Annotated in this window: 25 protein-coding genes; 18 read left to right on the top strand and 7 right to left on the bottom strand. The window is 55.8% G+C overall.

The window, feature by feature from the left end; all coding sequences use genetic code 11:
- Positions 1-258 precede the first annotated feature (258 nt).
- Positions 259-1,002 (top strand): 3'(2'),5'-bisphosphate nucleotidase CysQ, encoded by a 744-nt coding sequence (gene cysQ, locus ACO6VX_RS12850; protein ID WP_010256437.1) that lies wholly within the window; start codon positions 259-261, stop codon positions 1,000-1,002.
- Between the two features lie 74 nt (positions 1,003-1,076).
- On the opposite strand, the gene ACO6VX_RS12845 is transcribed toward cysQ, so the two are convergent.
- Positions 1,077-1,634, bottom strand: a complete 558-nt coding sequence (locus tag ACO6VX_RS12845) for a YtfJ family protein (RefSeq protein ID WP_422458172.1) — start codon at positions 1,632-1,634, stop codon at positions 1,077-1,079.
- A 314-nt stretch (positions 1,635-1,948) separates the two neighbouring features.
- On the opposite strand from ACO6VX_RS12845, the gene ACO6VX_RS12840 reads away from it, so the two are divergent.
- Positions 1,949-2,155: a DUF1107 domain-containing protein gene (locus ACO6VX_RS12840; RefSeq protein WP_003855513.1), complete on the top strand. Its 207-nt coding sequence runs from the start codon at positions 1,949-1,951 to the stop codon at positions 2,153-2,155.
- Between the two features lie 146 nt (positions 2,156-2,301).
- Here the strand turns inward: ACO6VX_RS12840 and ACO6VX_RS12835 are convergent, their stop codons facing one another.
- On the bottom strand, positions 2,302-3,624 hold the full coding sequence (locus ACO6VX_RS12835) for a hemolysin family protein (protein WP_010256442.1): 1,323 nt from the start codon (positions 3,622-3,624) through the stop codon (positions 2,302-2,304).
- Between the two features lie 518 nt (positions 3,625-4,142).
- Between ACO6VX_RS12835 and tamA the strand changes: the two genes are divergently transcribed.
- Genes tamA through ACO6VX_RS12820 form a run of 3 tightly spaced genes read left to right on the top strand, consistent with a single transcriptional unit; the run spans position 4,143 to position 9,978 of the window.
- Entirely contained in the window at positions 4,143-5,858 is a 1,716-nt protein-coding gene (gene tamA, locus ACO6VX_RS12830; protein ID WP_154210861.1) for an autotransporter assembly complex protein TamA, read from the top strand.
- The gene (tamB, locus tag ACO6VX_RS12825; RefSeq protein ID WP_422458171.1) at positions 5,855-9,622 is read left to right on the top strand and encodes an autotransporter assembly complex protein TamB; all 3,768 of its coding nucleotides are present in this window, start codon (positions 5,855-5,857) and stop codon (positions 9,620-9,622) included. Before tamA ends, tamB begins: the two co-directional genes overlap by 4 nt.
- Before the next feature lie 2 nt (positions 9,623-9,624).
- On the top strand, positions 9,625-9,978 hold the full coding sequence (locus ACO6VX_RS12820; protein WP_010256451.1) for a gamma-glutamylcyclotransferase family protein: 354 nt from the start codon (positions 9,625-9,627) through the stop codon (positions 9,976-9,978).
- A gap of 60 nt (positions 9,979-10,038) precedes the next feature.
- Here the strand turns inward: ACO6VX_RS12820 and ppa are convergent, their stop codons facing one another.
- The 3 genes from ppa to ACO6VX_RS12805 form a co-directional block, all read right to left on the bottom strand.
- On the bottom strand, positions 10,039-10,569 hold the full coding sequence (gene ppa / locus ACO6VX_RS12815) for an inorganic diphosphatase (protein ID WP_003855519.1): 531 nt from the start codon (positions 10,567-10,569) through the stop codon (positions 10,039-10,041).
- Between the two features lie 100 nt (positions 10,570-10,669).
- The gene (locus tag ACO6VX_RS12810; RefSeq protein WP_003855520.1) at positions 10,670-11,119 is read right to left on the bottom strand and encodes a DUF441 domain-containing protein; all 450 of its coding nucleotides are present in this window, start codon (positions 11,117-11,119) and stop codon (positions 10,670-10,672) included.
- A gap of 61 nt (positions 11,120-11,180) precedes the next feature.
- On the bottom strand, positions 11,181-11,591 hold the full coding sequence (locus ACO6VX_RS12805; RefSeq protein ID WP_187512085.1) for a lysozyme inhibitor LprI family protein: 411 nt from the start codon (positions 11,589-11,591) through the stop codon (positions 11,181-11,183).
- Between the two features lie 169 nt (positions 11,592-11,760).
- Here ACO6VX_RS12805 and ACO6VX_RS12800 point away from each other — a divergent pair, with 169 nt between their 5' ends.
- Positions 11,761-13,320 (top strand): methyl-accepting chemotaxis protein, encoded by a 1,560-nt coding sequence (locus tag ACO6VX_RS12800; protein ID WP_010256457.1) that lies wholly within the window; start codon positions 11,761-11,763, stop codon positions 13,318-13,320.
- Positions 13,321-13,383: 63 nt separating this feature from the next.
- Here the strand turns inward: ACO6VX_RS12800 and fbp are convergent, their stop codons facing one another.
- The gene (gene fbp, locus ACO6VX_RS12795) at positions 13,384-14,391 is read right to left on the bottom strand and encodes a class 1 fructose-bisphosphatase (RefSeq protein ID WP_010256459.1); all 1,008 of its coding nucleotides are present in this window, start codon (positions 14,389-14,391) and stop codon (positions 13,384-13,386) included.
- A 168-nt stretch (positions 14,392-14,559) separates the two neighbouring features.
- Here fbp and mpl point away from each other — a divergent pair, with 168 nt between their 5' ends.
- Both mpl and ACO6VX_RS12785 read left to right on the top strand, forming a co-directional pair.
- On the top strand, positions 14,560-15,912 hold the full coding sequence (gene mpl / locus ACO6VX_RS12790) for a UDP-N-acetylmuramate:L-alanyl-gamma-D-glutamyl-meso-diaminopimelate ligase (RefSeq protein WP_010256463.1): 1,353 nt from the start codon (positions 14,560-14,562) through the stop codon (positions 15,910-15,912).
- 355 nt (positions 15,913-16,267) lie between these two features.
- Positions 16,268-17,008: an oligogalacturonate-specific porin KdgM family protein gene (locus ACO6VX_RS12785; protein ID WP_010256466.1), complete on the top strand. Its 741-nt coding sequence runs from the start codon at positions 16,268-16,270 to the stop codon at positions 17,006-17,008.
- Positions 17,009-17,048: 40 nt separating this feature from the next.
- Here the strand turns inward: ACO6VX_RS12785 and yjgA are convergent, their stop codons facing one another.
- Complete coding sequence (yjgA, locus tag ACO6VX_RS12780; RefSeq protein WP_010256467.1) at positions 17,049-17,594, bottom strand: ribosome biogenesis factor YjgA; 546 nt, start codon at positions 17,592-17,594, stop codon at positions 17,049-17,051.
- A gap of 115 nt (positions 17,595-17,709) precedes the next feature.
- On the opposite strand from yjgA, the gene pmbA reads away from it, so the two are divergent.
- The 10 genes from pmbA to dagF all read left to right on the top strand — a co-directional run bounded on the left by pmbA (position 17,710) and on the right by dagF (position 25,376).
- Positions 17,710-19,050: a metalloprotease PmbA gene (gene pmbA / locus ACO6VX_RS12775; protein WP_010256470.1), complete on the top strand. Its 1,341-nt coding sequence runs from the start codon at positions 17,710-17,712 to the stop codon at positions 19,048-19,050.
- A 63-nt stretch (positions 19,051-19,113) separates the two neighbouring features.
- A complete protein-coding gene (gene cybC / locus ACO6VX_RS12770) occupies positions 19,114-19,500 on the top strand; it encodes a cytochrome b562 (protein ID WP_158149708.1) in 387 nt (128 codons plus the stop codon).
- A gap of 295 nt (positions 19,501-19,795) precedes the next feature.
- On the top strand, positions 19,796-20,143 hold the full coding sequence (locus ACO6VX_RS12765; RefSeq protein ID WP_022623928.1) for a glycine dehydrogenase: 348 nt from the start codon (positions 19,796-19,798) through the stop codon (positions 20,141-20,143).
- A 1-nt stretch (position 20,144) separates the two neighbouring features.
- On the top strand, positions 20,145-20,501 hold the full coding sequence (locus ACO6VX_RS12760) for an SFCGS family glycine-rich protein (RefSeq protein ID WP_010256477.1): 357 nt from the start codon (positions 20,145-20,147) through the stop codon (positions 20,499-20,501).
- A gap of 2 nt (positions 20,502-20,503) precedes the next feature.
- The gene (locus ACO6VX_RS12755) at positions 20,504-20,803 is read left to right on the top strand and encodes a DUF4312 family protein (protein WP_010256479.1); all 300 of its coding nucleotides are present in this window, start codon (positions 20,504-20,506) and stop codon (positions 20,801-20,803) included.
- 127 nt (positions 20,804-20,930) lie between these two features.
- Positions 20,931-21,707 carry a DUF4311 domain-containing protein gene (locus ACO6VX_RS12750; protein ID WP_010256480.1) on the top strand — a complete coding sequence of 259 codons (777 nt, stop codon included), beginning with the start codon at positions 20,931-20,933 and terminating at the stop codon, positions 21,705-21,707.
- A gap of 11 nt (positions 21,708-21,718) precedes the next feature.
- On the top strand, positions 21,719-22,360 hold the full coding sequence (locus tag ACO6VX_RS12745; protein ID WP_422458170.1) for a DUF4310 family protein: 642 nt from the start codon (positions 21,719-21,721) through the stop codon (positions 22,358-22,360).
- Positions 22,361-22,403: 43 nt separating this feature from the next.
- Complete coding sequence (locus ACO6VX_RS12740; protein ID WP_422458169.1) at positions 22,404-23,534, top strand: amidohydrolase/deacetylase family metallohydrolase; 1,131 nt, start codon at positions 22,404-22,406, stop codon at positions 23,532-23,534.
- Positions 23,518-24,639: a DgaE family pyridoxal phosphate-dependent ammonia lyase gene (locus ACO6VX_RS12735; protein ID WP_033769812.1), complete on the top strand. Its 1,122-nt coding sequence runs from the start codon at positions 23,518-23,520 to the stop codon at positions 24,637-24,639. The genes ACO6VX_RS12740 and ACO6VX_RS12735 overlap by 17 nt, the downstream gene beginning before the upstream one ends.
- Positions 24,636-25,376 (top strand): 2-dehydro-3-deoxy-phosphogluconate aldolase, encoded by a 741-nt coding sequence (gene dagF / locus ACO6VX_RS12730; protein ID WP_422458168.1) that lies wholly within the window; start codon positions 24,636-24,638, stop codon positions 25,374-25,376. The genes ACO6VX_RS12735 and dagF overlap by 4 nt, the downstream gene beginning before the upstream one ends.
- Positions 25,377-25,436 lie beyond the last annotated feature (60 nt).

Raw genomic sequence — 25,436 nt, 5'->3', positions numbered from 1 at the left:
AATAATGTAAAAGCATGACAGATAGTCATTTTAAATCGTGATGGGTATAACGTTTTGGCGCATCGGTCAGCGACGGATTCTTAAACGATGGAGGCGTAGCGGCACAGGCGTGGCGATAAATGGGTAACTATGATATTGATATATCTATAAATTGAATCGCCAAAGTGCCTGTAAATGGGTACTTCAGGCGGAACTGCTAAAATGTCACTATCTGACGATGAGCTGATCCTGCAGCAGACAGACACAATGAGGTGAAAAATGTTAGAGCAAATCTGCCAACTGGCACGCGAAGCAGGCGACGCGATTATGCAGGTCTATAACGGTGCCGCGCCGCTTGACGTTTCTCACAAATCGGATGATTCGCCGGTGACCGCTGCGGATATCGCTGCACACGAGGTGATCCTCGCGGGCCTCAAAAAGTTAACGCCTGATCTCCCCGTGCTGTCAGAAGAAGATCCGCCAGCCTGGGAAGTGCGTCAGCACTGGCAGCGCTACTGGCTGGTCGATCCGCTGGATGGCACCAAAGAGTTCATCAAGCGTAACGGCGAATTTACCGTTAATATTGCGCTGATCGAAGCGGGCAAGCCGGTAATGGGCGTAGTCTATGCGCCGGTGCTGGGCGTGATGTACTCCGCTGCAGACGGCAAAGCGTGGAAAGAGGAGGGCGGTCAGCGTGAACAGATTCATGTCCGTGATGCGCGTCCTCCGCTGGTGGTGGTGAGCCGTTCACATGGTGACGACGATGAGATGAAAGAGTACCTGAAGCAGTTAGGTGAACATCAGACCGTCGCGACCGGATCCTCACTGAAATTCTGCCTGGTGGCAGAAGGAAAAGCCCAGCTCTATCCCCGTTTCGGACCCACCAACATCTGGGATACCGGCGCGGGCCATGCCGTGGCGATGGCGGCGGGCGCGCATGTGCACGACTGGCAGGGTAAAACTCTGGACTACGCGCCGCGCGAATCCTTCCTTAATCCTGGCTTCCGCGTTTCACTGTTTTAACGCTGTCTGAGCGCTGAGCCTGCTGAAGGCTGAAACCCCGGCGGGCGATGCTCTTCCCACCGGGGCTTCAGCGATTAATCCTTCAGCAGGGAGGTGACCAGCGTAATCACTTTTGTCACTTCATCCTGCGTCAGCGATCCATCCTTCACAAATTTCACCTTACCCTGCTTATCCAGCACCACAATGGCGGAACCGCCCGGCTGTAACTGCCAGGCATGCTGCACATTGCCCTTGCTGTCGACAACAAACTGCGACCACGGATATTGCTGCTTGTTAGTCTCGACGCTGCTGCGCACAAACATGCCCGTACCGGGAATGGCATCATCTGTATTCACGATGGTGGTGGTCTGATAGCGATCATGCGGCAGCTTCGTGGCCTTAATCGCCTCGATCAATGCGGCATTCATCTCTTTAGCGGATGAGCGACCCGCGATGTGCTGAACCACGCGAACTTTTCCGCCGAGCTGCGCGCTATTCCAGTTTTTGTAGCTAAACTTATCCTGCTGCAATAACAGCTCGCCTTTGTCGTTCACGCCAACGGCCGGTACCCGCATATCCTGCCTGAGGTCATGAGCCATCACGCTTGCCGGTATCAGTAAAGACAACGCTACAGCTGCCAGAATTATTCGCATTGCTATTTCCTTGAGTGATCAGACCAGTTAGTCATTTTACTGCAATAGTAAGCAGGGATGATGCGCCTGTCCTGGAAAGGTGTCAGGTTTGTTATGGCCGCCACAATTCCTTAACCAACGAAGGTTTATACTGTGTTGTGTGAGCCTGATAACAGAGTGTTCTGTAATGATGTGTCAATTCAGTAAAAAAAATCACTTTTAGGAACATTAGTAGGTTTGAGTGTTCTATAGTTATCGCGAATTCGCGCTTCATGGGCTGGAACCAAATTTGGAAACGGCGAAGCGTGCTTAAAAATGTACAGGAGTTAGTCAGTATGAAGATCTTCCAGCGCTATAATCCGCTACAAATAGCGAAATATGTAAAAACGCTGTTCAAAGGAAGGTTGTATATCAAGGACGTCGGCGCGTTCGAGTTCGACAAAGGGAAAGTATTAATCCCGCGCGTCAAAGACAAACAGCACCTGAGCGTGATGTCAGAAATTAACCGCCAGGTCGTTCGTCTCAAACTTGAGTTCAACTAATCATAAGGGCGCCGATGGCGCCCTTAGTGTCTGGCCAGTCAGGCCATTTTATTTGTCACTCTGAACCTGAGCAGTGCCAACAATTCTCACAGACTACGTCACATTCCGGTTGTTCCGCGCTGTCCATGTCCAGACTGCTGGTCATTCTACTCTTCTTCGCTTTTTGTCATGCTCAGCACCGGCGGTCGTTCATCGATGCGGGTGACCAGCAACTGATCGATGCGATAGCTATCAATATCCACTACCTCGAACTTGTAGCCAGCAAACTTCACAAAATCGGTACGCTTCGGAATCTTACGCAACATATACATCATAAAGCCGCCGATGGTTTCGTAGTTGCCTGACTGCGGGAAATCATCAATGTCCAGCACGCGCATCACGTCATCAATCGGCGTACCGCCTTCAACCAGCCATGAATTCTCATCGCGCGCCACAATCTGCTCTTCCATACCCTGGCCAACCAGATCGCCCATCAGCGTGGTCATTACATCATTCAGGGTAATAATGCCCACAACCAGCGCATATTCGTTCATGATCACCGCGAAATCTTCTCCGGCGGTTTTAAAACTTTCCAGTGCTTCAGAGAGGGTCAGCGTGTCCGGCACGATCAGCGCCGAGCGAATCTGCAGGCCGCTGTTCAGCGCCATGCTCTGATTACCCAGCACGCGCAGCAGCAGCTCTTTGGAGTCGACATAGCCAACGATATGGTCGATATCGCCGCTGCAGACCAGAAACTTCGAGTGAGGATGCTGGGCGATTTTGGTTTTGAGGCTGGTCTCATCTTCGTGCAGATCAAACCAGACAATATTCTCACGTGAGGTCATGGAGGAGGGAACAGTACGTGACTCCAGCTCAAACACGTTTTCAATCAGCTCGTGCTCTTGCTTACGCAGCACGCCAGCCAGCGCACCCGCTTCAACCACCGCGTAGATATCGTCGGAGGTGATGTCATCTTTACGCACCATCGGCAGCTTGAAAATACGGAAGAAGACGTTAGCCAGGCCATTAAACAGAAACACCAACGGACGCATTATCAGCAGGCAGAAACGCATCGGGTTGATGATGCGCAGCGCGATGGTTTCCGGTGCGACCATGCCGACCCGCTTTGGGGTTAAGTCAGCAAACAGGATAAACAGGCTGGTGACGATGGTGAAGGAGCAGATAAAGCTGAGCTGCTCCGCCAGTTCCGGCGAGACAAACCGGTTAAACAGGCCGCTGAAAACCGGCGAAAACGCCGCATCGCCAACAATACCCCCCAGGATGGCGACGGCGTTGAGGCCAATCTGCACCACGGTGAAGAACATGCCCGGCGTTTCCTGCATTTTCAGCACGCGCTGCGCATTTACGTTGCCTTCATCGGCCAGCAGTTTCAGTTTGATCTTACGGGCGGCCGCCAGCGAGATCTCCGACAGAGAGAAAAAGGCACTGATTACGATCAGTAACAGAATGACAAGTAAGCTATCTAACATATGAGATCCAAAGGGTTATCCACTTGTCATTTTTGGCCTGGGCAGCGTGGGTAAGCGCAAACAGAGTTGGTTTATCCGTGAAACAAAGCTATCCGTGCCAAAAATGTCTGCGCCAGTTCGACAACAAACGACATGTCGGGGCAGAAATGAAAACAGGCGGCATGCCTGTGGTGGCCGATTATAGCAGGAGCGCTCATTGCGCCGCCAGAGGGCAAACCGCTGCTTAAGGGCGCATTAGCAGCCAGAGCGGCCGGTTACAGACTCGGATTTATCTGAGTGAGTCATATCGGACTGATCATTCCGACCCGCAGGAGTTGTATCGCTCACCCCATTTACCGACAATAGCCCCGTTATTTGACTTAGATGTCAGAGTTGCTCCGCCGTTTGCCATAAAGTGCGGCTATGATGAGGATGTTGCCGTTGCGGTAGTGCGGGCAAAGAAGATTAATAAGCGCCCCGCGGAAAAGGGGCCGGCATGATTAACAGGAGTACAGGTGCCACGATTTTATGTTTATTGCATGGCTGGCCTGCTGCTTGCCGCGCCCGCCCTTGAGGCGGCGACAGTGCGATTACAGGTAGACGGCTTATCCGGGGATCTGCAAAAGAATGTCAGAGCGCGTCTGTCCACCATCGGCAGCGATGAGGTCTCTAATGATGGCCGCTTTCGCGCGCGCGTTTCTGTTGCGATAAAAGAGGGGCTGCGCGCGCTCGGTTATTACGAGCCCACCATCGATTTCGAATCCCGCCCCGCGCCTGCGCAGGGTGGACGACCGGTATTAGTGGCACACGTAACGCCTGGTGAACCGGTAAAAATCGGCGGCAGCACGATTGTGGTCGAAGGTGATGCGCGCAATGACGCGGATTACAAAGCCTGGGTGAAGCAGGGACGCCCTGAAGTGGGCAGCCAGCTTAACCACGGGCAATATGACAAATTCAAAAGCGGCTTCTCTAATCTCGCACTGCGTAACGGCTATTTCGACGGCACGTTTAAAAAAAGCCAGCTTGGTGTCTCGGTTGAGCGGCGTGAAGCGTTCTGGGATATCGACTACGACAGTGGCGAACGCTATCGCTTCGGCGACGTTACTTTCCAGGGATCGCAAATTCGCGAAGAGTACCTGCAAAACCTGGTGCCGTTTAAAGAGGGGGACTACTACAGCTCCCGCGATTTAGCCGAGCTGAATCGCCGCCTCTCCGCTACCGGCTGGTTTAATTCGGTGGTGGTCGCGCCGGAATTCAGCAAGGGACGACAGACCAAAGTGCTGCCGCTGAGCGCAGTAATGTCACCCCGCACCGAAAACACCATTGAAACCGGCGTCGGCTATTCCACAGACGTCGGTCCGCGCCTGAAAGGGACCTGGAAAAAACCGTGGATCAACGACAGCGGCCACAGCCTGGCGGCCAGCGCCTACGTTTCCGCGCCGGAACAGCAGGTCGATCTCAGCTACAAAGTGCCGCTGCTGAAAAGCCCGCTTGAGCAGTACTACACCTTCTCCGGCGGCCTGAAGCGCACCGACCTCAACGACACCAAAGCGGATACCACGACGCTTGCGATGTCGCGCAACTGGGACAGCAGCAGCGGCTGGCAGAAGGCGGTCAACCTGCGCTGGAGCCTGGATCACTTTACTCAGGGCAGCGTGACCAACACCACTATGCTGCTCTATCCCGGCGTCAGCGTAAACCGTACCCGTTCCCGTGGCGGCCTGATGCCGACATGGGGCGATTCACAGCGCTATTCGGCAGACGTCTCTGATACCACCTGGGGTTCAGACGTCGACTTCCTGATCCTGCAGGCGCAAAACGTCTGGATCCGTACCCTTGGCGACAGTCATCGCTTTGTGGCGCGCGGCAATCTGGGCTGGATCGAAACCAACGACTTCGAAAAAGTGCCGCCGGATCTGCGCTTCTTTGCCGGTGGTGACCGCAGTATTCGTGGCTACAAATATAAAAACATTTCACCGCGCGATGATGACGGCAAACTCACCGGTGCGTCAAAACTCGCCACCGGATCGCTGGAATATCAGTACAACGTCACCGGGAAATGGTGGGGCGCGGTGTTTGTCGACTCGGGCGAAGCGGTTAACGACATCAAGCAAAGTAACGTCAAAACCGGTGCGGGCGTCGGCGTGCGCTGGTCTTCACCGGTTGGCCCAATCAAATTTGATATCGCCAGACCCATCGGGGATGACGAAGAGCATGGATTACAATTTTACGTAGGGCTGGGGCCAGAACTATGAAGCTGTGGAAAAAGGTCCTGATCGGCATTCTGATCTTTCTGGTCGTGCTGTTGGGTGGGGTGGCATTTTTAATCGGTACCACGCCTGGGCTGCATTTAGTGCTGAAAGGTGCGTCGCGCTGGGTGCCGGGCCTGTCAATCAAGCAGGTCGATGGGGGCTGGCGTAACCTGACCCTTAACGGTCTGCGTTACGAAATGCCTGGGGTCAGCGTCGATGCCGGGCAAATTCATCTGGCGGTGGATCTCAACTGCCTGCTGCACTCCTCCGTGTGCGTTAACGATGTCTCCCTGCGCGATATCAGCGTGGTGGTCGACAGCAAGAAAATGACGCCTGCGGCACCAGCGCCGGAAGAGGAGAGTGGCAACACTAACCTCAGCACGCCATACCCCATCACGCTGCGTCACTTTGGCCTGCACAATATCAATGTCAAAGTTGATGACACCGCAATATCGCTGCTCGACTTCACCACCGGCCTGCAGTGGCAGGATCGTGCGCTGACGCTGAACCCGACCCATATTCAAAGCCTGCTGATTGCGCTGCCGAAAGCGGCGAAAGTGGTCAATGACGAGGTGGTGGAGCCGAAAGTCCAGCAGCCACATCCCGCTGAAAAACCGCTGGGTGAAACGCTGCAGGCGATGTTTGCGCAACCCCTTCTGCCTGAGATGCCTGATTTCCGTCTGCCGCTGGATATTGAGGTGCAGCAGATTCTGGGTGAACAGCTGCGCATTACCGGCGACACCGATATTTCCGTCAGCCGGTTGCTGCTGAAAGCCAGAACCGCCGATCGTCAGATGCAGCTCAGCACGCTGGAGGTGGACTCGAACCTCGGCAACCTGAAGGGTAGCGGTCAGGCGACGCTGGCGGATAACTGGCCTGTCGATTTCTCCCTTAACGGCACAGTGAATACCGATCCGATTAAAGGCGAAAAGCTCGCGCTGAAACTTAATGGCGCGATGCGCGACGAGCTGAAGATGGGGCTGAACTTCTCCGGTCCGGTGAATGCGCAGCTGGACGCCACGACCCAGCTGGCGGTGGCGGGACTGCCGCTGTCACTGAAGCTGACCAGTCCGCAGTTACGCTGGCCGCTGACCGGTCCGGTAGCGTATCAGGCGGATAACCTGGACTATCAGTTCAAAGGCAAAGCCACCGACTATGTGATGTCGCTGCAGACTGCCGTGAAGGGTGAATCTGTACCACCGGCGACGATCTCGCTGACGGGTAAAGGCAACGTTGAGCAGTTCAGCCTCGACCGCCTGCGCGTGGCTGCGCTGCAGGGCAATATCGATCTCACCGCGCTGGTGGACTGGAGCAAGGCGATAAGCTGGCGCAGTGAGCTGACGCTGGCGGGAATTAATACCGCTAAACAGTATCCCGACTGGCCAGCAAGGCTGGATGGCAAAATCACCACCCGCGGCAGTCTGTATGGTGGCAGCTGGCAACTGAGCGTGCCGCAGCTACAGCTGAAAGGCAATGTGAAACAGAACGCCGTGACCGCTGATGGCTCCCTGACCGGTAACAGCTACAACCAGTGGACGGTGCCGGGCATTAAGCTGGCGCTGGGACGCAACCATCTGGATGTTAAAGGCGCGCTGGGCGACAGTCTGGATCTCGATGCCAGTATCGACGCACCCCAGCTCGACAATGCGCTGCCGGGTCTGGGCGGCGTCATCAACGGCACAATAAAAGCGCGGGGTACCCTGAAGGCACCGCAGCTGCTGGCCGATCTTAATGCCCGTGGTCTGCGCTGGCAGCAGATGCAGATCAATCGCGTCACCCTGAATGGCGACGTCCGTTCCGGCGAGCAGGTGGCGGGTAAACTGCAACTGCGCGTCGAGCAGCTGAAGCAGGATGCGCTGAACATCAGCCTGCTGACGCTGAACGCGGACGGCAATGAGCATCAGCATCAGCTGAAGCTCAATGTGCAGGGCAAACCGGTCTCTGGCCAGCTGGCGCTGAACGGCAGCTTTGATCGCCAGACGGAGCGCTGGAAAGGGTCGCTGAACGACACCCACTTTGATACGCCAGTCGGTGAGTGGCGTCTGACCCGCGCCATGGCCATCGACTATCTGAACAGCCGCCAGACGGCCACCATCGGCCCACACTGCTGGCAGAACCCCAATGCGCAAATTTGTGTGCCGGAGCCGGTTGAAGCGGGCCCGGCAGGCAAGGCGCATGTGGTGCTGAATCGCTTTGACCTGGCGATGGTGAAGCCGTTTATGCCGGATGCGACTCAGCTTAGCGGCCTGTTCAGCGGCGACGTGCGCGTCAACTGGACTGCCGATGGCAGCCTGCCGACCGGTACCGTGGCGCTGAAGGGCAACGGCGTGAAAGTGGTGCAGGATGTGCAGGGCAACAATCTGCCGATCGCCTTTGACACGCTGAACCTCAATGCCGCGCTGCGAAACGGGCGCGCCCAGCTCGACTGGCTGATCCGCATCGCCAATAACGGTCAGCTGGATGGCAACGTGCAGATCGACGATCCGCAAAACCGTCGCACGCTGGGCGGTAACGTCAACATCCGCAATGTCTCGCTGGCGATGCTCAATCCGGCACTGATGCAGGGCGAGAAGATCAAAGGCAGCCTGAACAGCAGCCTGCGCCTGGGCGGCAGCGTGCAGCAGCCGCAGGTATTTGGTCAGCTTGGCCTGACGGGTGTGGATGTGGATGGCAACTTTATGCCGGTTGACCTGACCAGTGCCAACCTGAATCTGGTGTTTAACGGCATGAGCTCCACCCTGAACGGGCTGGTGCAGACCGGGCAGGGCAATATCAACCTCAGCGGTAACGCAGACTGGAGCCAGCTCGACAACTGGCGTGCGCGCATTGCGGCGCAGGGCAGCCGGGTTCGCGTGACCGTGCCGCCGATGGTGCGCATGGATGTCTCGCCGGATCTGGTGTTTGAAGCGACGCCAGCTGCCTTTAACCTTGATGGCCGGGTCGATATTCCATGGGCGCGCATCACGGTGCAGGAAGTGCCGGAAAGCGCCACCGGCGTTTCGTCGGATGAGGTGTTGCTGGATAAACAGCTGAAGCCGATTGCACCGCAAACCGCCGCGATTCCGATTAACAGCAATCTGGTGATCCACGTCGGCAACGATGTGCGACTCTCTGCGTTTGGCCTGAAAGCGAAGCTGAATGGCGATCTGAAAATGGTGCAGGATAAGTCAGGACTCGGCCTGAACGGTCAGATCAACATTCCGTCCGGTCGCTTCCACGCTTATGGTCAGGATCTGATCGTACGTAAAGGCGAGCTGCAGTTTGCCGGTCCGCCGGATCAGCCTTACGTCAACCTGGAAGCCATCCGTAACCCGGATGCTACCGAGGATGGCGTCACCGCGGGTCTGCGCGTCACTGGCCTGGCGGATGAGCCAAAAGCGGAAGTCTTCTCCGATCCGGCGATGTCGCAACAGGAAGCGCTTTCCTATCTGCTGCGCGGTCAGGGATTGGGCAGCGATGGCGACAGTAACGCCCTCACTTCAGCACTTGTTGGCTTAGGGGTTGCACAAAGTGGGCAGGTTGTGGGTAAAATCGGGGAGACATTCGGTGTCAGCAATCTCGCTGTTGATACTGCCGGTGTTGGCGACAGCCAGCAGGTGCAGGTCAGCGGCTATGTGCTACCGGGTCTGCAGGTAAAATACGGTGTTGGCATATTTGATTCACTGGCGACGTTAACCTTGCGTTACCGCCTGATGCCTAAACTCTATCTGGAAGCCGTGTCCGGTGTGGATCAGGCTCTCGATTTGCTCTATCAGTTTGAGTTTTAGCAATGCGAATAATTGTCTACGGCAGTTTACGGCGCAAACAGGGAAACAGTCACTGGATGACGAATGCGCAGTGGCTGGGTGATCACCAGATTGAAGGCTTTGAGCTTTACAGTCTGGGCCATTATCCCGGCGTGATTGAGGGCAATGGAGCGGTACATTGTGAGGTGTACCGCATTGATGCCTCAACCCTTGCGGAGCTGGATGCGCTTCGCACCAAAGGGGGAGAGTACAAACGTTATCTGACTCAGACGCCGTTTGGCAGTGCATGGCTTTATGTCTATCAACGCTCAGTGGCAGGACGCCAGCGCATCATGAGTGGTGACTGGCTGAAGCGCGATGAGGAGCCAGAGGCCTGAACAAAAACACCGTCCATCCGGACGGTGTTTTTTTTTTCGACTCACAAACCGGCAGCAGAATTACTTCTTCTGTGCGCGCTCGTAAGAGGAGATGATTTCAGCTTTAGCGGCTTCGGCATTATCCCAGCCATCCACTTTCACCCATTTGCCTTTTTCCAGATCTTTGTAGTGCTCAAAGAAGTGGGTGATCTGTGCACGCAGCAGTTCTGGCAGGTCGTTCACATCTTTGATGTGATCGTACTCTTTAGAGAGTTTGGTGTGCGGAACGGCAACCAGTTTGGCATCTTCGCCAGACTCGTCGGTCATTTTCAGCACGCCAACCGGACGGCAGCGGATCACTGAGCCTGGAACCAGTGGATACGGGGTCGGAACCAGTACGTCAACCGGATCACCATCCAGAGAAAGGGTATGGTTGATGTAGCCGTAGTTGCACGGATAGAACATGGCGGTAGACATGAAACGGTCTACAAACAGGGCACCAGACTCTTTATCAACTTCATATTTGATCGGATCAGCATTCGCTGGGATCTCAATGACAACGTAGATATCTTCTGGCAGGTCTTTACCTGCTGGCACCTGGTTCAAACTCATCTGGCATTCCTTCAGTAGTCGTATGTTGAGTGTCGGCTATTATAGCCAACTGACTCTGAAAGTATGCCCCCTTTTTGGCGTTTCGGAATGCGCCCAAACGCTACTTAGCCGCCACAAACAGCGAAACAATGCCTGCGGCAATCAGTGGTCCTACCGGCACCCCTCGGAAGAACGCCACGCCAATCACTGTACCAATCAGCAGACCACCAATCACCGAAGGCTGGACGCTCATAAAGTTCACGCCACGGCCGCCCAGCCAGGCGACAAAGATCCCCACCAGAATCGCCACAATCGACTTCCAGTTAGCAAACGACTTGATCAGCGCAGAGGCGGGCAGTGAGCCGCTTGCCAGCGGGGCCATCACCGCCACCGTAAGAATAATGATGCCTAAGGTAATGCCCTGTTTTTCTACGTAGGGGAAGAACTGTGCCAGCGGGGTAATTTTAATCGCCAGCAGCACCAGAATTGAAATCGTGACCGCGTTGTTGTGAACGAAATAACTCAGTACGGCAAGGCAAATCAGAATGATGGTCGAGGCGTAAGCAGCCATGGTTTCTCCCTGAAGGTTAATGAGCGCGCTGACTTCAGCCAGCGCTAAAGCCGGTTATCGATCAGCAGTCATCGGGGTTAGCACAGCTGCCTTTACCAAGTGACTGCAACATCAGTGCCTGATTGCGCACCAGGCTCAGGCTCTGAGCGCTCAGCGAAACGCTGCCCAGCGTGCCTTGTGAACTGAGCTGGCTGCGGCTCGCCTCAAGCCAGCTGTCGCGGTAGCTCATCCAGGCGCGTTGCGCGGCACGCAGTTTGTTTTTAGGTTCGCCGGAGAGGGTTTTCATCAGTTTGTTGTACTGCTTATTCATCTCCTGATCCCAGGCCCGATTGGCCGCAGCGTAGCACTGGTTCATGGCAAGGGTAGTCGAGGCGTCATTGAGGCAGCGATCGGGCGAGGCGTCTGTCGGCAGATCCTCTGCCAGCACCGCCGTGCTGAGGCACAGCAGCATCAGAAGTAATCCTGGTTTCATTCTTTTCTCCGGATAACGGATAAGCGGCGATTAGCTTGATGGATGTTCCCGTGATGATCAAGTTGTTAACACTAATCAGGGTTAAAGTTTCGCGCCGTTACTGCCGATACTTCATCCGTTTTAGGGCCGCTGGAAAATTTGCCTTTTCACATACACGGAAACTATCTGGATGAAACAGTTATCACTTCGCACGGGGTTGCTGGCATTGCTGGCATTTATGACACTGCTGCTGTTGGCGGTGAGTTTTATGGGTATCGTGGCAATTAACAAAGGGAATCGCTCGCTGGATGTGATCAACCGCATTCAGGGGATCGAGCTGAACAGTCTTTACCAGAGCAATGCCGATCTGATGCGGGCCCGCGCTAACGCCGCGCTGGCGGTGCGTAAAATTGAAATTGGTTTACTGGAAGAGGGGGCGGCAGTAACAAAACTGTCGCAGGCGGATGTGGTCTCATCACAGCAAAGCCTGAAGCGCTTTGTAGACGCCGGAACGGTGACGGCGCACGGCAAAAAGCTGGCTGATGCAGTTTCGGCCAGTTACAAAGCCTATCTCGACCAGGGCATCAAACCGATGATGAACGCCCTGGATAAGCAATATACCGACGAGTATTACCAGTTGCTGGAAGGCAACCTGGCGACGCTGGCAGCCAGCTACAACAAGGCCGTCACGGACTTCAGCCAGCTGGCCGATCAGATCACCCAGGCCCAGCTGGCGCAGGCGGCCTACAACGAAACCAAAATGAAAATCCTGATCGCCGTGGCGGTGGTATTAACACTGCTGCTGCTGGTGCTCGCCTGGCAACTGCTGCGCCGGATGCTGCTGCAGCCGCTGAACCTGGCCATTCTCCATCTTGAGCAGGTCGCGGCGGGCGACCTCTCGCAGGCGCTGCCACCGTCGGGCAACAATGAGCTGGGGCGGCTTAATCATGCGCTCGCCGGGATGCAGCAGTCGTTGCGTACCTCGGTGAGTCAGGTGCGCGAAGCGAGTATGCAGATCGACATCGGCAGTCGTGAACTGGCCGCGGGCAACGTCAATCTGTCGCAGCGTACCGAAGAGTCCGCCGCCTCGCTGGAGCAGACGGCCGCCAGCATGGAGCAGCTCACGGCAACCGTGCGGCTTAACGCCAGCAACGCCCAGCAGGCGCACCAGCTGGCTAACGCGGTCTCTGATACTGCCGATCGCGGCGCGGAGGTGGTCTGCTATGTGATGGAAAAAATGCATGAGATTACCGACAGTGCCAATCGTATCGGCGACATTCTTGGCGTGATTGATGGTATCGCCTTCCAGACCAATATCCTGGCGCTCAACGCGGCCGTTGAAGCGGCGCGCGCAGGCGAACAGGGCCGTGGCTTTGCGGTGGTGGCAAATGAAGTGCGCACGCTGGCACAGCGCAGCGCTAACGCGGCCAAAGAGATCCGTACGCTGATTAGTGATTCACAGTCGCGGGTCAAAGAGGGCAGCGAGATGGCGACGCGGGCCGGGGAAACCATGGATGAGATTTCTGGTGAGGTCATGCGCGTAACGGCACTGATGAAAGAAATCTCGATGGCCTCCGACGAACAGAGCCGTGGCATTGAGCAGGTCAATCTGGCGGTCACACAGATGGATGCGGCGGCGCAGCAGAACGCGGCGCTGGTGGAGCAGGCAACCGCCGCGACCCAGTCGCTGGAAGCGCAGTCCGATCAGCTTCAGGCAACCATGGCGCAGTTCAGGTTGCAGACGGCGTAAAAACAGCAAGGGCGCGAAAATCGCGCCCTTACTTTTTATATGACTTTTTATACCCCTGCCGGATTAACCCTGACGGCAATCCGGGAACTCGGCCAGGAAACGCTCAACGTCGTTCACCATCGCCTCGTTACCGCAGTAGAACGGACAGCGCTGGTGCAGCGTGACCGGTGGAATATCCAGAATACGCTTCTGACCGTCGCTGGCTTTACCGCCCGCCTGCTCTGCCAGGAACGCCATCGGGTTGCACTCATACAGCAGACGCAGCTTACCCTGAGGATGGCTGGCGGTGCTTGGATAGAGGTAGATGCCGCCTTTCAGCAGATTACGATGGAAATCCGCGACCAGCGATCCGATGTAACGTGAGGTATAAGGACGGTGCGTTGGCAGATCCTCTTCCTGACAGAACTTCAGATATTTCTTCACACCCTGCGGGAAACGAATGTAGTTACCTTCGTTAATGGAGTAGGTGTAACCCGTTGGTGGATAGGTCATACGTTCGTGGCTGAGGCAGAACACACCCAGAGACGGATCGTAAGTAAACGCATGCACGCCTGCACCGGTGGTATAAACCATCATGGTGGAGGAGCCGTAAACCACGTAACCGGCAGCGACCTGCTTGTTGCCTGGCTGCATGAAGTCCGCTTCAACAACCGGCGTACCCGGCTCGCTGACGCGGCGGTAGATAGAGAAAATAGTGCCGACGGAAACGTTAACGTCAATGTTAGAAGAACCATCCAGTGGATCCATTAACACCACGTACTTACCGTTTTCTTCACCTTCAAAGATCACAAACTCGTCTTCTTCCTCAGAAGCGATACCGGCGACGATGCCGCGTGCTTTCAGTGCTGCCTTCAGTTTCTCGTTGGCAAACAGATCAAGTTTCATCTGCTGCTCACCCTGAATATTCTCGACGCCGCTGGCACCCAGAATATCCACTAAACCGGCTTTGTTGATATCGCGGTGGATGATTTTGGCACCCAGCTTAATAGCGGAAATCAGCGCTGTCAGTTCACCTGTAGCGTGCGGAAAGTCATGCTGCTTCTCGACGATAAATTCGCCCAACGTTTTCATAACACATTCCCTGAATCTTCGATGGAGTGGCAGCACGCGTAACAGTCTGCCAACGGATGCGTACGCAGTTTAGCCGATTGAACTTCAAAAACCATAGTCCTAATCCGTTTCTTCCATCTGCGAGCGGCGTTACACTGTGCGCCGAACTTTTGAGTAATGGATCACGTAATGCGCATTCACATCCTCGGGATTTGTGGCACTTTTATGGGCGGTCTGGCGATGCTGGCCCGTTCACTTGGTCATCAGGTGACCGGGTCAGACGCCAACGTTTACCCACCTATGAGTACTCTGCTTGAACAGCAAGGTATTGAATTAACAGAAGGTTACGACGCCAGTCAGCTTGACCCGGTGCCTGACCTGGTGATTATCGGCAACGCGATGACGCGGGGTAATCCTTGCGTGGAAGCGGTGCTGGAACGCAACATTCCTTACCTCTCTGGCCCGCAGTGGCTGCACGATTTCGTGCTGCGCGATCGCTGGGTGCTGGCGGTCGCGGGAACCCACGGCAAAACCACCACAGCCGGCATGGCAGCGTGGATTCTTGAGGCCTGCGGCCTTGAGCCAGGCTTTATTATTGGTGGTGTACCCGGAAACTTCGATGTCTCAGCAAAATTAGGAAAAAGTCCATTCTTCGTGATTGAGGCGGATGAGTACGACTGCGCGTTTTTCGATAAGCGTTCCAAGTTTGTCCATTACTGCCCACGTACGCTGATCCTCAATAATCTTGAGTTTGATCACGCCGATATCTTTGACGATCTGCGGGCGATTCAGAAGCAGTTCCACCATCTGGTGCGGATCGTGCCGGGCCAGGGCAAGATCCTGCTGCCGGAACATGATCCTAACCTCAAACAGGTGATGGCAATGGGCTGCTGGAGCGAGCAGGAGAACGTGGGCGAGCACGGGCGCTGGCAGGCGAAGAAGCTCACCAACGATGCGTCTCACTGGGAAATCTGGCTCGACGGCGAAAAAGTCGGGGAAGTGAACTGGGCGCTGGTGGGTGAACACAATATGCACAACGGGCTGATGGCGATTGCTGCCGCGCGCCATGTGGGTGTGAAGCCGGAAGATGCAGGCCAGGCGCTGAACAGCTTTATAAATGCGCGTCGACGGCTGGAGCTGCGCGGCGAAGTGAACAGCATCAAAGTCTATGATGACTTCGCCCACCATCCGACCGCGATTCTGGCGACGCTGGCTGCCCTGCGCAGCAAAGTTGGCGGCAGAGCGCGTATCCTGGCTGTGCTGGAGCCACGCTCCAATACCATGAAGATGGGCGTCAGCAAGAACGATCTGGCACCGTCGCTGGCGCGTGCTGATGAGGTCTTTCTGTTCCAGCCGCACCATATTCCGTGGCAGGTATCAGATGTTGCAGAAGCGTGCATTCCGCCTGCGCACTGGAGCGCGGATATCGATACCCTGGTGGAAATGGTGGCCAAAGCCGCTCAGCCAGGCGACACGATTCTGGTCATGAGCAACGGCGGGTTTGGTGGCATCCACCAGAAGCTGCTGGACAGGCTGGCATAATGTCACAGGCGCCCGTTTCGGGCGCTTTTTTTTTAAAAGCATTATCTCCGGAAATATTATTCCCTCAATAAATCCCGCATATTTTTGAATTCGATCTACTCACTCTTCCTGCCGTTGCCATATTTTTCTTATTAGTGTCTGAAACAGAAAGGCCGCTCTCGCCGGTTATTTCTAGCATCATCCCTGTAGCGACTGAGGAATAATAATTAACGCGTTAAAGTTAAAGGAATAAATAACAGATTCTCTTTATGCGCGATCTTATATTGATGAGGATTTTAAATATAAGTTAACTATGGGTTAAACGAATGAGTTCGGATAATTCATTGCTCTGATTACCACTAATAAGGATGTTCATATGGGAAATAATAATTCATTGTCGTTTTTGCTGGGCGCCGCGTTGTTATGCAGTTCTGCTGCGGCGCTGGCCACGGCCACCGTTGATTACCGGCATGAGTACCGCCTTCGCGACCGCACGCACTACGACAAGCTGGGTCTGAGCACCACGCTGCCGGACAATATGTTTCTCGGCGTCGAAACCAAATTCAAAACCGGCGGCGCCGATCCAAAAGACAAATATTATAACGACACCGTGTTAAATGTGGTGGAGGTGACCTTTCTGAAATCGTATTACTGGGGGAACTGGACAGTGTCGCCTTTTATTCAGCCAGAGTTTAACTCCTCGCGCACTGAATGGAAATTTGGTGTGGCACCCTGGTATAAATTTAATGATCGCTGGTCTCTCGGTGGCCTTTATCGTCTTGAGCTGACCGATTATGCGCATGACGATCAATGCCGCACCGGCGGTATTGATTATTGCGATACTGACCGGCATCGTACTGCCAACCGTTTTGATCTCTATCTGCGAAATAAAAGCGATCGGCTGACCACTACCTATAAGCTGGTGTATAAGCACGCGGATGCGAAACTCTTTGCCAATAAACATGACGATTACGAACAGGAGTTACAGTTCGATTATGCGCTTGGCAACGATCGCGTCTGGGTGCCTTACGTCACCTTTGGCGATATCGGACGTTCTGCGACATCGAGCGAACGCCAGCTGCGGTTGCGCACCGGTATTCTCTATATCTATCGATAAATGCGCTGCCGGGAGGCGGGCGAGGCTGCCCGCCATGGCGTTACTTCGCTTCGGCCAGTTCGCGCAGATACTGGAAAATCTGACGGGCAGACTTCGGCGGCTTGCTGCCCGCTTTCTCTTTCTGCGCGTTACGGATCATGCTGCGTAACTGCTGACGATCGGCATCGGGATAAAGCGCAATCACGTCGCCCATCGCTTCATCACCCTGTTCAATCAGACGATCGCGCAGCATTTCCAGTTTATGGAACAGCGCAACCTGCTGGTTATGGCGATTATTGAGCTTATCCAGCGCAACGCGGATCGGCTCCACATCAATACTGCGCAGCAGTTTACCGATCAGCTGCAGCTGACGGCGGCGACCCTCTTTCTTGATGCGCTGTGCCAGTTCAACTTCGGTACGCAGGCGCTCATCCAGCGGGATTTTATCCAGCGAGTTTTTACCCAGATCAACCAGTTCGGCACCCAGGCGCTTTAACTCTTCTGCATCGCGTTTAATTTCACTCTTACTGACCCAGATAATCTCTTCATCTTCTTCTTCGTCATTATCTGGCACATCGTCGAGCCACTCATCGGGCTGTTTGGTCATTTCCGGGCTCCCAAAAAAAAGAGGCTAATCCTACCAGTTTATCGGGTGACTGCGAAATTGTTCTCTGACTCTGATAGACTCAAATCATTCACACATAAGATTAGACGGCAGGTCGATGAACGTATCTACTCAGGTTGCAGAACAGCGAAAAGTACTGGAGCAGGCCATTGCGCAGGCACTTGAACTGGCTAAAGCAAGCACTGACAGCGCGGAAGTGGCAGTCAGTAAAACCACCGGCATCGGGGTCAGCACCCGCTATGGCGAAGTGGAAAACGTCGAATTCAACAGCGACGGTGCGCTGGGCATCACCGTCTATCATCAGAATCGTAAAGGCAGCGCCTCATCGACCGACCTCAGCCCGGACGCGATCAAACGCACCGTGCAGGCGGCGATTGATATTGCACGCTATACCTCGCCCGATCCCTTTGCCGGTCCGGCCGACGCAGAGCTGCTGGCCTATGATGCGCCAGACCTGGATCTCTACCATCCGTGGGAGATTGATGCTGACCGCGCCATTGAACTGGCTGCGCAGGCGGAACAGGCATCACTGCGCGCCGACAAGCGTATTACCAACACTGAAGGTGGCAGCTTCAACAGCCACGTCGGCATCAAAGTCTTTGGCAACAGCCACGGTATGTTACAGAGCTACTGCTCAAGCCGTCACTCGCTCTCCAGCAGCGTGATTGCCGAGCAGGATGGCAACATGGAGCGCGACTACGCCTACACCATTGGGCGCGCGTTTGAAGATTTGAAGAGCCCGGAGTGGGTCGGTGCAGAGTGCGCGCGCCGCACGCTCTCTCGTCTGGCACCGCGTAAACTTCCGACCATGAAAGCCCCGGTGATTTTCGCCTCAGAAGTGGCAACCGGCTTATTTGGTCATCTGGTTGGCGCGATCAGCGGCGGCAACGTTTACCGTAAATCGACCTTCCTGCTGGATTCTATGGGTCAGCAGATCCTGCCGGAGTGGCTCACCATCAATGAACAGCCGCATCTGCTGAAAGGGCTCGCCTCCACGCCATTCGACAGCGAAGGGGTGCGTACCCAGGCGCGCGACATCATCAAAGATGGCGTGCTGCAGACCTGGCTGTTAACCAGCTACTCAGCCCGCAAACTGGGCCTGACCAGCACCGGTCACGCTGGCGGCATTCATAACTGGCGCATTGCGGGTCAGGGCCACAGCTTTGACGACCTGCTGAAGCAGATGGGCACCGGGTTAGTGGTGACCGAACTGATGGGACAGGGGGTCAGCGCCATTACCGGTGATTACTCACGCGGTGCGGCCGGGTTCTGGGTCGAGAATGGCGTTATCCAGTACCCGGTCAGCGAAGTGACTATAGCCGGAAATCTCAAAGAGATGTGGCGCAATATGGTTACCATCGGTGACGATATTGAAACCCGCAGCAATATCCAGTGCGGTTCAGTGTTACTGCCTGAGATGAAGATAGCGGGACAATAAAGATGGATTCCTGAAGCAGCCGGTTGGCTGCTTTTTTTTCATCACAATAAAAAGGAAGTAATGATGCGTAAGCATGTGATTGTAATGTTGTCGGCTTCTCTGTTGTTCTCCAGCGTCAGTCTCTATGCGGCGGATCTGGAGCAGGATATGGATACACTGAATGCGAACCTGAAAATCGTCAAAAAAAGTGACAATGCTCAGGAGATGCAGCAGGCGTTAACCAAAATGCGTGCCGCAGCGCAGGATGCGCGACAGGGCACGCCGGATAAGCTGGAAGGCCAGCCGGCTGACAGCCCACAGGTGAAAGATTTCCATGCCGGTATCGACTCGCTGATCGCGCAGATCGATGTGGTCAGCGCGCTGGCGAAAGCCAACAATGTGGACGGGGCGAAACGCGAAGCAGCGAAGTTCGACGACATCCGCAATACCAACCATAAGAAATTCCGTTAATCAGATCGCCGGCCAGCCAGGCCGGCGGTTTTTTACCATCACTTCTGCTTATCACCGTACCCTGAACCCCAGCGCTTCCGGCTTGTCGCCGCACAACATCACCGCTTTTCTCGGTTAAATCCATCAAATTATGCATTCTGCGACGCGTGTCGCACTAAGCATGCAGCCTGCGATCTGACGCACAACCTTCACTTCAATTTCCACTTGCTGCTGGAAATGTTGCCTCTCCACAGCCGGGGCGATGACCGCTAATTTGTTTTTAACGCGAATTATCCGGTTTAACAGGAGTAGCAAGGTGAGTAATAACGGCGTCCCGGTGTATGAAGCGGCACCTGAGAAAGTGCAACAGCTGGCTGACAGCGTGATGACGCAGATTGCTGCGATCTATCAGCAGCAGGGTATTCAGCCCAATGCGGTTCAGCAGCAGATGCTGCAATCGCATGTCGGTGCCATGGCGTCACGCTCGCTGAGCGGTGAGCCGCTGCCGGAAGTGGAAGCGGAGCTGTTTGAGGATATTCCGCCGGAAACGTTAGCGCTGGCGCAGCAGGTCGTCGATCTGTTTGGCAATCTGCCCCGCGAAGAGGCCTGGCTGCTGTCAGTGCATATTGAAGTCGCGCGATCAAACAACCAGAGAGGAACATAAGATGGTAACAGTAGTGATTGGTGATCGTTTAGGTAAAGGACAGAAAGTGGCGGCGGGCATCGAAAAAGCGGGTGGCCGTGCCGTCGTGGTGCCAGGTGTCGCCGCTGACATGAAACTGGGTGACGTGATGAAGGCGGAAAACGCCGATTTCGGCATCTCGTTCTGCGGCAGCGGCGGCGCCGGTGCTATCACCGCTCAGAACAAATATGGCTACAAAGCAAAGCATGGCATGCGTTCTGTCGACGAAGGCGTCACCGCCATTAATGAAGGTGCCACGGTGCTGGGCTTCGGCTTTATGGATAAAGAAGAGTTAGGCGAGCGGCTGGTGCAGGCCTGGAACAAGAAGCACGGCAGCTGATTATGAAAGAACAATACGTTACCCAGGTGACGGTCGAGGGCAAAGGCGACACCAAAGCGAAAGCCTTTGCCGATGCCCTGAGTCGTGTGCAGAACCAGGTGCTGCGCGCGACGCAAAAAATTCTGCTGCGCATTGAACCTCAGGATGTCCGGGTACTGCGCGCGCAGGAGAGCGTCAAAACCGAGAAGTTTCTCTTCTTCTTTCTGGCGCGCCAACGGCGGAGCTTCAGCGTCACGCTGGAGATCACCGTCAGCGTCACCGTTTTCGACACCGAACAGGTGGCGTTCACGGCGGCATCGTAAAGCAGAGCCTGTTAACGCCAGCCAGCCGTTTGCCCGATGCTCTGCTGTCGCGACATCGCGATGATCAGGCGTGGGCGATTCGGCGGCGTGGATAGGGCAGGTAAAAACGACAACAAGGTACAACAACATGTTTTTAATCATTTTGTTTAAGTCGTTGATCATTGGCGGGCTGGTAGGGGTCGGCGTCGGTGCGGGTGCGGCGCGCATGTTCCACGCGCCAACCACTCAGGGCATGGGCGCTTTCCGTACGCTGGGCGAACTGAACTCGTGCGAGGGCGATCCGGCATCCCACTTCTCCTTTGGTCTTGGCTTCTTTTTCAATGCCTGGGCATCGTCGGTTGCAGCCGGTTCATTCACTCAGGATGTGGATCATCGCATCATTCCAAACTGGGGTGCGGCCGCCTTGATGGTGAAGAATCGTAATGTGGCGGAGACGCTGCACGATCCGAAAAAAATGGCCATCGCCTGCGGCATCATCGGCATGATCGTGGTCGCCTTCCTCAACTCCACCGCCTCGGCTGTTCCGGCTGCGCTGCAGGTCACGGCGGTCAAAGTGCTGGTGCCCGCCGCTAACCTGCTGGTGAACACCGTCATGCCGGTGATCTTCTGGCTGGCGGCGATCGACGCGGGCAGAAAGTCAGGCTTCTGGGCCACCATTTTTGGCGGTCTGGCGCAGCTGATCATGGGCAACGCCGTGCCGGGGCTGGTGCTGGGTATCCTGATCGGTAAAGGCGTGGAAGAGAGCGGCTGGAACCGGGTCACCAAAGTCATGATGACCGCCATCGTGCTGCTGTTTGTGCTGAGCGGCTTCTTCCGTGGTTTCGACATGAAGCTGCTGCAGTCCTTCCAGCTCGGCATTCCCGGCTGGCTCGACATGATCCACAACTCAGTCAGCGGCAAATAAGAGGCGATGCGATGAACGAAAATAAAGGCTTCTGGTACGCCGACTGGTCTTTCCCGATCTTTGTTGGCCTGCTCTCTTCTGGCGTCTTTGCCGGGACACACATGTATTACCTCTATGGCATCGGCGCGTTCAACGAAGTGGCGTTTGTGTCGATGCTGCGCGCAGGCATGGAGACCGGCGTCTACGGCGCGGTCGCCGCCTTTGGTGCCAGCTTCCTGTTCGCCCGTATCATCGAAGGCTCGCTGGTGGGCATTCTGGATATCGGCGGGGCGATTCAGACCGGCGTCGGGCTGGGCGTTCCGGCACTGCTGCTGGGTGCGGGCATTGTCTTCCCGGTGGCGAACTTCGCTGCCTCGCTGGCGACGCGCCTGGTGATTGGTGTGGCGATTGGCTACCTGATTATTCTGGCGCGTAAATTCACCATCAATCAGAGCGACTCAACCTACGGCGCAGACGTGATGATGGGTGCGGGTAATGCCTCGGGGCGCTTTCTGGGGCCGCTGATCATCCTGTCAGCCATGGCGGCATCCATTCCGATTGGCCTGGGTTCGCTGCTGGGCGCGCTGCTCTTCTATCTCTGGAACAAGCCCATTACCGGCGGCGCCATCCTCGGCGCGATGATCCTTGGGGCACTGTTTCCGATTGCTCTCTGATCTCACCGGCAGCCCGGCAGCGGGCTGCCGTTAAGGAGAAACCATGTACGACTTGATTATTCGCGGTGCGCGTCTCAGCGATGAGCAGGTGGTCGACATTGCGCTGCAGGATGGCCGCATCGCCGCCATAGGCAAGGTGCAGGGCAACGCACAGCGCGAGCGCGATCTGGCTGGCCGTTACTACCTCAGCGCAGGCTGGATCGACTCCCACGTTCACTGCTATCCCAAATCACCGATTTATCATGATGAAGCGGATGCGATTGGTGTTGCGCATGGCGTCACCACGGTTGTCGATGCGGGCAGCACCGGCGCAGAGCACATTGATGACTTTTACCGGCTGACACGCGCGGCACAGACCCAGGTTTATGCGCTGATCAATATCGCCCGCACCGGCATCGTCACCCAGAATGAGCTGGCTGACATGACGCAGATAGATGGCGAGGCGGTGCAGCAGGCGGTGGCGCGGCTGCCCGATTTTATTGTCGGCCTCAAGGCGCGCATCAGCAGCAGCGTGGTGGGCGAGAATGGTGTGCAGCCGCTGATTAAAGCGAAGGCGATCCAGCAGGAAACCGGCGGGCTGCCGCTGATGGTTCACATTGGCAATAATCCGCCCAATCTCGACCAGATTGCGGATCTGCTCACCACGGGTGACATCATCACGCACTGCTTTAACGGCAAACCCAACCGTATACTGACGCCGCAGGGCGAACTCAAAGCGGCGGTAAAACAGGCTATCGCGCGTGGCGTCAAACTTGATGTCGGCCACGGCAGTGCCAGCTTCAGCTTTGAAGTCGCCCGCGCGGCGATTGCGCAGGGCATTCTGCCCGACACCATCAGCTCTGACATCTACTGCCGCAATCGTCTGGCCGGACCGGTTCACAACCTGGCGCATGTGATGTCGAAATTTTTCAGTGTCGGTATGACCCTGCCGCAGGTGATTGACTGCGTAACGGTCAATGCGGCGGCAGGACTGCGCCTGCAGCGCAAAGGCCAGCTGAAAATCGGCTACGACGCCGATCTGACTGTGTTTAGCGTCAAAGAGGAAACCCGGCCATTCATCGATTCAGAAGGTGAACAGGTCGCAGGTGAGAAGCATCTGGTCCCGCTGGCGGCCGTCGTTGCTGGTACGTGGATCGCGACTGAAGAAGGAAAAGCGCATGACCTCGGTGTATGAAAAGTATGGCCTGAAGCCGGTGATTAACGCCTCTGGCCGTATGACGATCCTCGGCGTCTCTACGCCATCGAGTGAGGTGATCGATACGGTGAAATATGGCCTCGATCACTACTTCGAAATGAAAGATTTGGTGGATAAGACCGGTGCTTATATCGCCGGTCTGCTGAAGGTGGAGAACGCGCTGGTGGTCTCCTGCGCCTCGGCCGGTATCGCCCAGAGCGTGGCGGCGGTGATTGTGAAAGACAACGACTGGCTGGTGGATAACCTGCATGCCGCGCCGCTGACCGTCCCGCATCAGATTGTGGTGCCGAAAGGGCACAACGTGAACTATGGCGCACCGGTCGGCAGCATGGTGGCACTGGGTGGCGGGCAACTGGTGGAAGCGGGTTACAGCAACGAGTGCTCACCCGCCCAGCTGGCGGCGGCGATCACCCCACAGACCGCGGCGATCCTCTATGTAAAATCGCACCACTGTGTGCAGAAGAGCCATCTCGATGTGGCGCAGGCCGCGGCCGTTGCGCGCCAGCATGGCGTCCCGCTGATCGTCGATGCGGCGGCAGAAGAGGATCTGCAATGCTACTACCAGGCGGGTGCCGATCTGGTGATCTACAGCGGAGCAAAAGCGATTGAAGGGCCGACCAGCGGACTGGTAATTGGCCGACACCACTACGTTGAGTGGGTCAAGCGCCAGACCAACGGCATTGGCCGCGCGATGAAAGTGGGCAAAGAGGGGATCCTGGGGCTGACCCAGGCGATTGAAAACTATCTGACGCAGCCAAAAATCAGCGGCGCGCAGATGGTAGAAAAAATGACGCCGTTCATTGAACAGCTCAACAGTCTGAATGGCGTGACGGCCCGGGTAGTGTGGGACGCCGCCGGACGCGACATCGCCCGGGCTGAGATCAAGTTTGACGAAGCCGCGATCCAGCAGCGCACCGGCGATCTGGTGCAGGCGCTGAAAAACGGCGACGTGGCGATCTACTTCCGCGGCTACAAAGCCAACGAAGGGATCATTGAGGCAGACGTGCGCAGCGTCAGCGCCGATCAATTGCACACTATTTTCACCCGCATTCAGGCACTGTTAAACGGAGAGAAAAACGCATGACGATGACCCCCAATTTCTATCAGGATCGTCTCTGCCTTAACGTACTGGCGGGATCGAAAGAGAATGCGCGCGCCATCTGGCAGGCGGCAGAAGGGCATGTGCTGGTCGGCGTGCTGTCGAAAAACTACGCCAGCAATGAAGCCGCTATCGCCGATATGCGCGAGTATGCCGCGCTGATCGATAATGCGCTCTCGATTGGTCTGGGTGCGGGCGATCCCAACCAGTCACAGATGGTGAGTGAGATCGCGGCAGTGCTGCAACCGCAGCATGTGAATCAGGTCTTTACCGGCGTCGCCACCAGCCGTGCGCTGCTGGGGCAGTCGAAGACAATAGTGAACGGTCTGATCTCGCCCACCGGCACGCCAGGTCAGGTGAAAATCTCCACCGGACCGCGCAGCTCAAAACAGCGTGACGGGATCGTGCCCGTCGAAACGGCGATCGCGATGCTGCAGGATATGGGCGGCAGCTCGGTAAAATATTTCCCGATGGGCGGTCTGCAGGCGGTGGATGAGTATCGCGCTGTGGCGGAAGCCTGTGCAAAACTGGATTTCTGGCTGGAGCCAACCGGCGGCATCGATCTGGAAAATTTCGGTGAGATCGTGCGCATAGCGCTGGAGTCGGGCGTCAGCAAAGTGATCCCGCACGTCTACAGTTCGATCATCGACAAAGCCAGCGGAGAGACCCGCATTGAAGATGTGAAGCAGTTGCTGGCCATCTGTAAAACGCTGCTGGCTTAGAGATCAACACGATCTGCCTGCAACAGGCAGATCGCGCAACATGGACGTTGCGAGACGATC

It is taken from the genome of Pantoea sp. BJFS-204 (genome assembly GCF_049310725.1).
Taxonomy (GTDB): domain Bacteria; phylum Pseudomonadota; class Gammaproteobacteria; order Enterobacterales; family Enterobacteriaceae; genus Pantoea; species Pantoea agglomerans.
This window is presented reverse-complemented; position numbering and strand designations above follow the sequence as displayed.

Coding starts and splice junctions, on each gene's coding strand:
- cysQ (WP_010256437.1), top strand. CDS start 259: ATGTTAGAGCAAATCTGCCAACTGGCACGCGAAGCAGGCGACGCGATT.
- ACO6VX_RS12845 (WP_422458172.1), bottom strand. CDS start 1,634: ATGCGAATAATTCTGGCAGCTGTAGCGTTGTCTTTACTGATACCGGCA.
- ACO6VX_RS12840 (WP_003855513.1), top strand. CDS start 1,949: ATGAAGATCTTCCAGCGCTATAATCCGCTACAAATAGCGAAATATGTA.
- ACO6VX_RS12835 (WP_010256442.1), bottom strand. CDS start 3,624: ATGTTAGATAGCTTACTTGTCATTCTGTTACTGATCGTAATCAGTGCC.
- tamA (WP_154210861.1), top strand. CDS start 4,143: ATGGCTGGCCTGCTGCTTGCCGCGCCCGCCCTTGAGGCGGCGACAGTG.
- tamB (WP_422458171.1), top strand. CDS start 5,855: ATGAAGCTGTGGAAAAAGGTCCTGATCGGCATTCTGATCTTTCTGGTC.
- ACO6VX_RS12820 (WP_010256451.1), top strand. CDS start 9,625: ATGCGAATAATTGTCTACGGCAGTTTACGGCGCAAACAGGGAAACAGT.
- ppa (WP_003855519.1), bottom strand. CDS start 10,569: ATGAGTTTGAACCAGGTGCCAGCAGGTAAAGACCTGCCAGAAGATATC.
- ACO6VX_RS12810 (WP_003855520.1), bottom strand. CDS start 11,119: ATGGCTGCTTACGCCTCGACCATCATTCTGATTTGCCTTGCCGTACTG.
- ACO6VX_RS12805 (WP_187512085.1), bottom strand. CDS start 11,591: ATGAAACCAGGATTACTTCTGATGCTGCTGTGCCTCAGCACGGCGGTG.
- ACO6VX_RS12800 (WP_010256457.1), top strand. CDS start 11,761: ATGAAACAGTTATCACTTCGCACGGGGTTGCTGGCATTGCTGGCATTT.
- fbp (WP_010256459.1), bottom strand. CDS start 14,391: ATGAAAACGTTGGGCGAATTTATCGTCGAGAAGCAGCATGACTTTCCG.
- mpl (WP_010256463.1), top strand. CDS start 14,560: ATGCGCATTCACATCCTCGGGATTTGTGGCACTTTTATGGGCGGTCTG.
- ACO6VX_RS12785 (WP_010256466.1), top strand. CDS start 16,268: ATGGGAAATAATAATTCATTGTCGTTTTTGCTGGGCGCCGCGTTGTTA.
- yjgA (WP_010256467.1), bottom strand. CDS start 17,594: ATGACCAAACAGCCCGATGAGTGGCTCGACGATGTGCCAGATAATGAC.
- pmbA (WP_010256470.1), top strand. CDS start 17,710: ATGAACGTATCTACTCAGGTTGCAGAACAGCGAAAAGTACTGGAGCAG.
- cybC (WP_158149708.1), top strand. CDS start 19,114: ATGCGTAAGCATGTGATTGTAATGTTGTCGGCTTCTCTGTTGTTCTCC.
- ACO6VX_RS12760 (WP_010256477.1), top strand. CDS start 20,145: ATGGTAACAGTAGTGATTGGTGATCGTTTAGGTAAAGGACAGAAAGTG.
- ACO6VX_RS12755 (WP_010256479.1), top strand. CDS start 20,504: ATGAAAGAACAATACGTTACCCAGGTGACGGTCGAGGGCAAAGGCGAC.
- ACO6VX_RS12750 (WP_010256480.1), top strand. CDS start 20,931: ATGTTTTTAATCATTTTGTTTAAGTCGTTGATCATTGGCGGGCTGGTA.
- ACO6VX_RS12745 (WP_422458170.1), top strand. CDS start 21,719: ATGAACGAAAATAAAGGCTTCTGGTACGCCGACTGGTCTTTCCCGATC.
- ACO6VX_RS12740 (WP_422458169.1), top strand. CDS start 22,404: ATGTACGACTTGATTATTCGCGGTGCGCGTCTCAGCGATGAGCAGGTG.
- ACO6VX_RS12735 (WP_033769812.1), top strand. CDS start 23,518: ATGACCTCGGTGTATGAAAAGTATGGCCTGAAGCCGGTGATTAACGCC.
- dagF (WP_422458168.1), top strand. CDS start 24,636: ATGACGATGACCCCCAATTTCTATCAGGATCGTCTCTGCCTTAACGTA.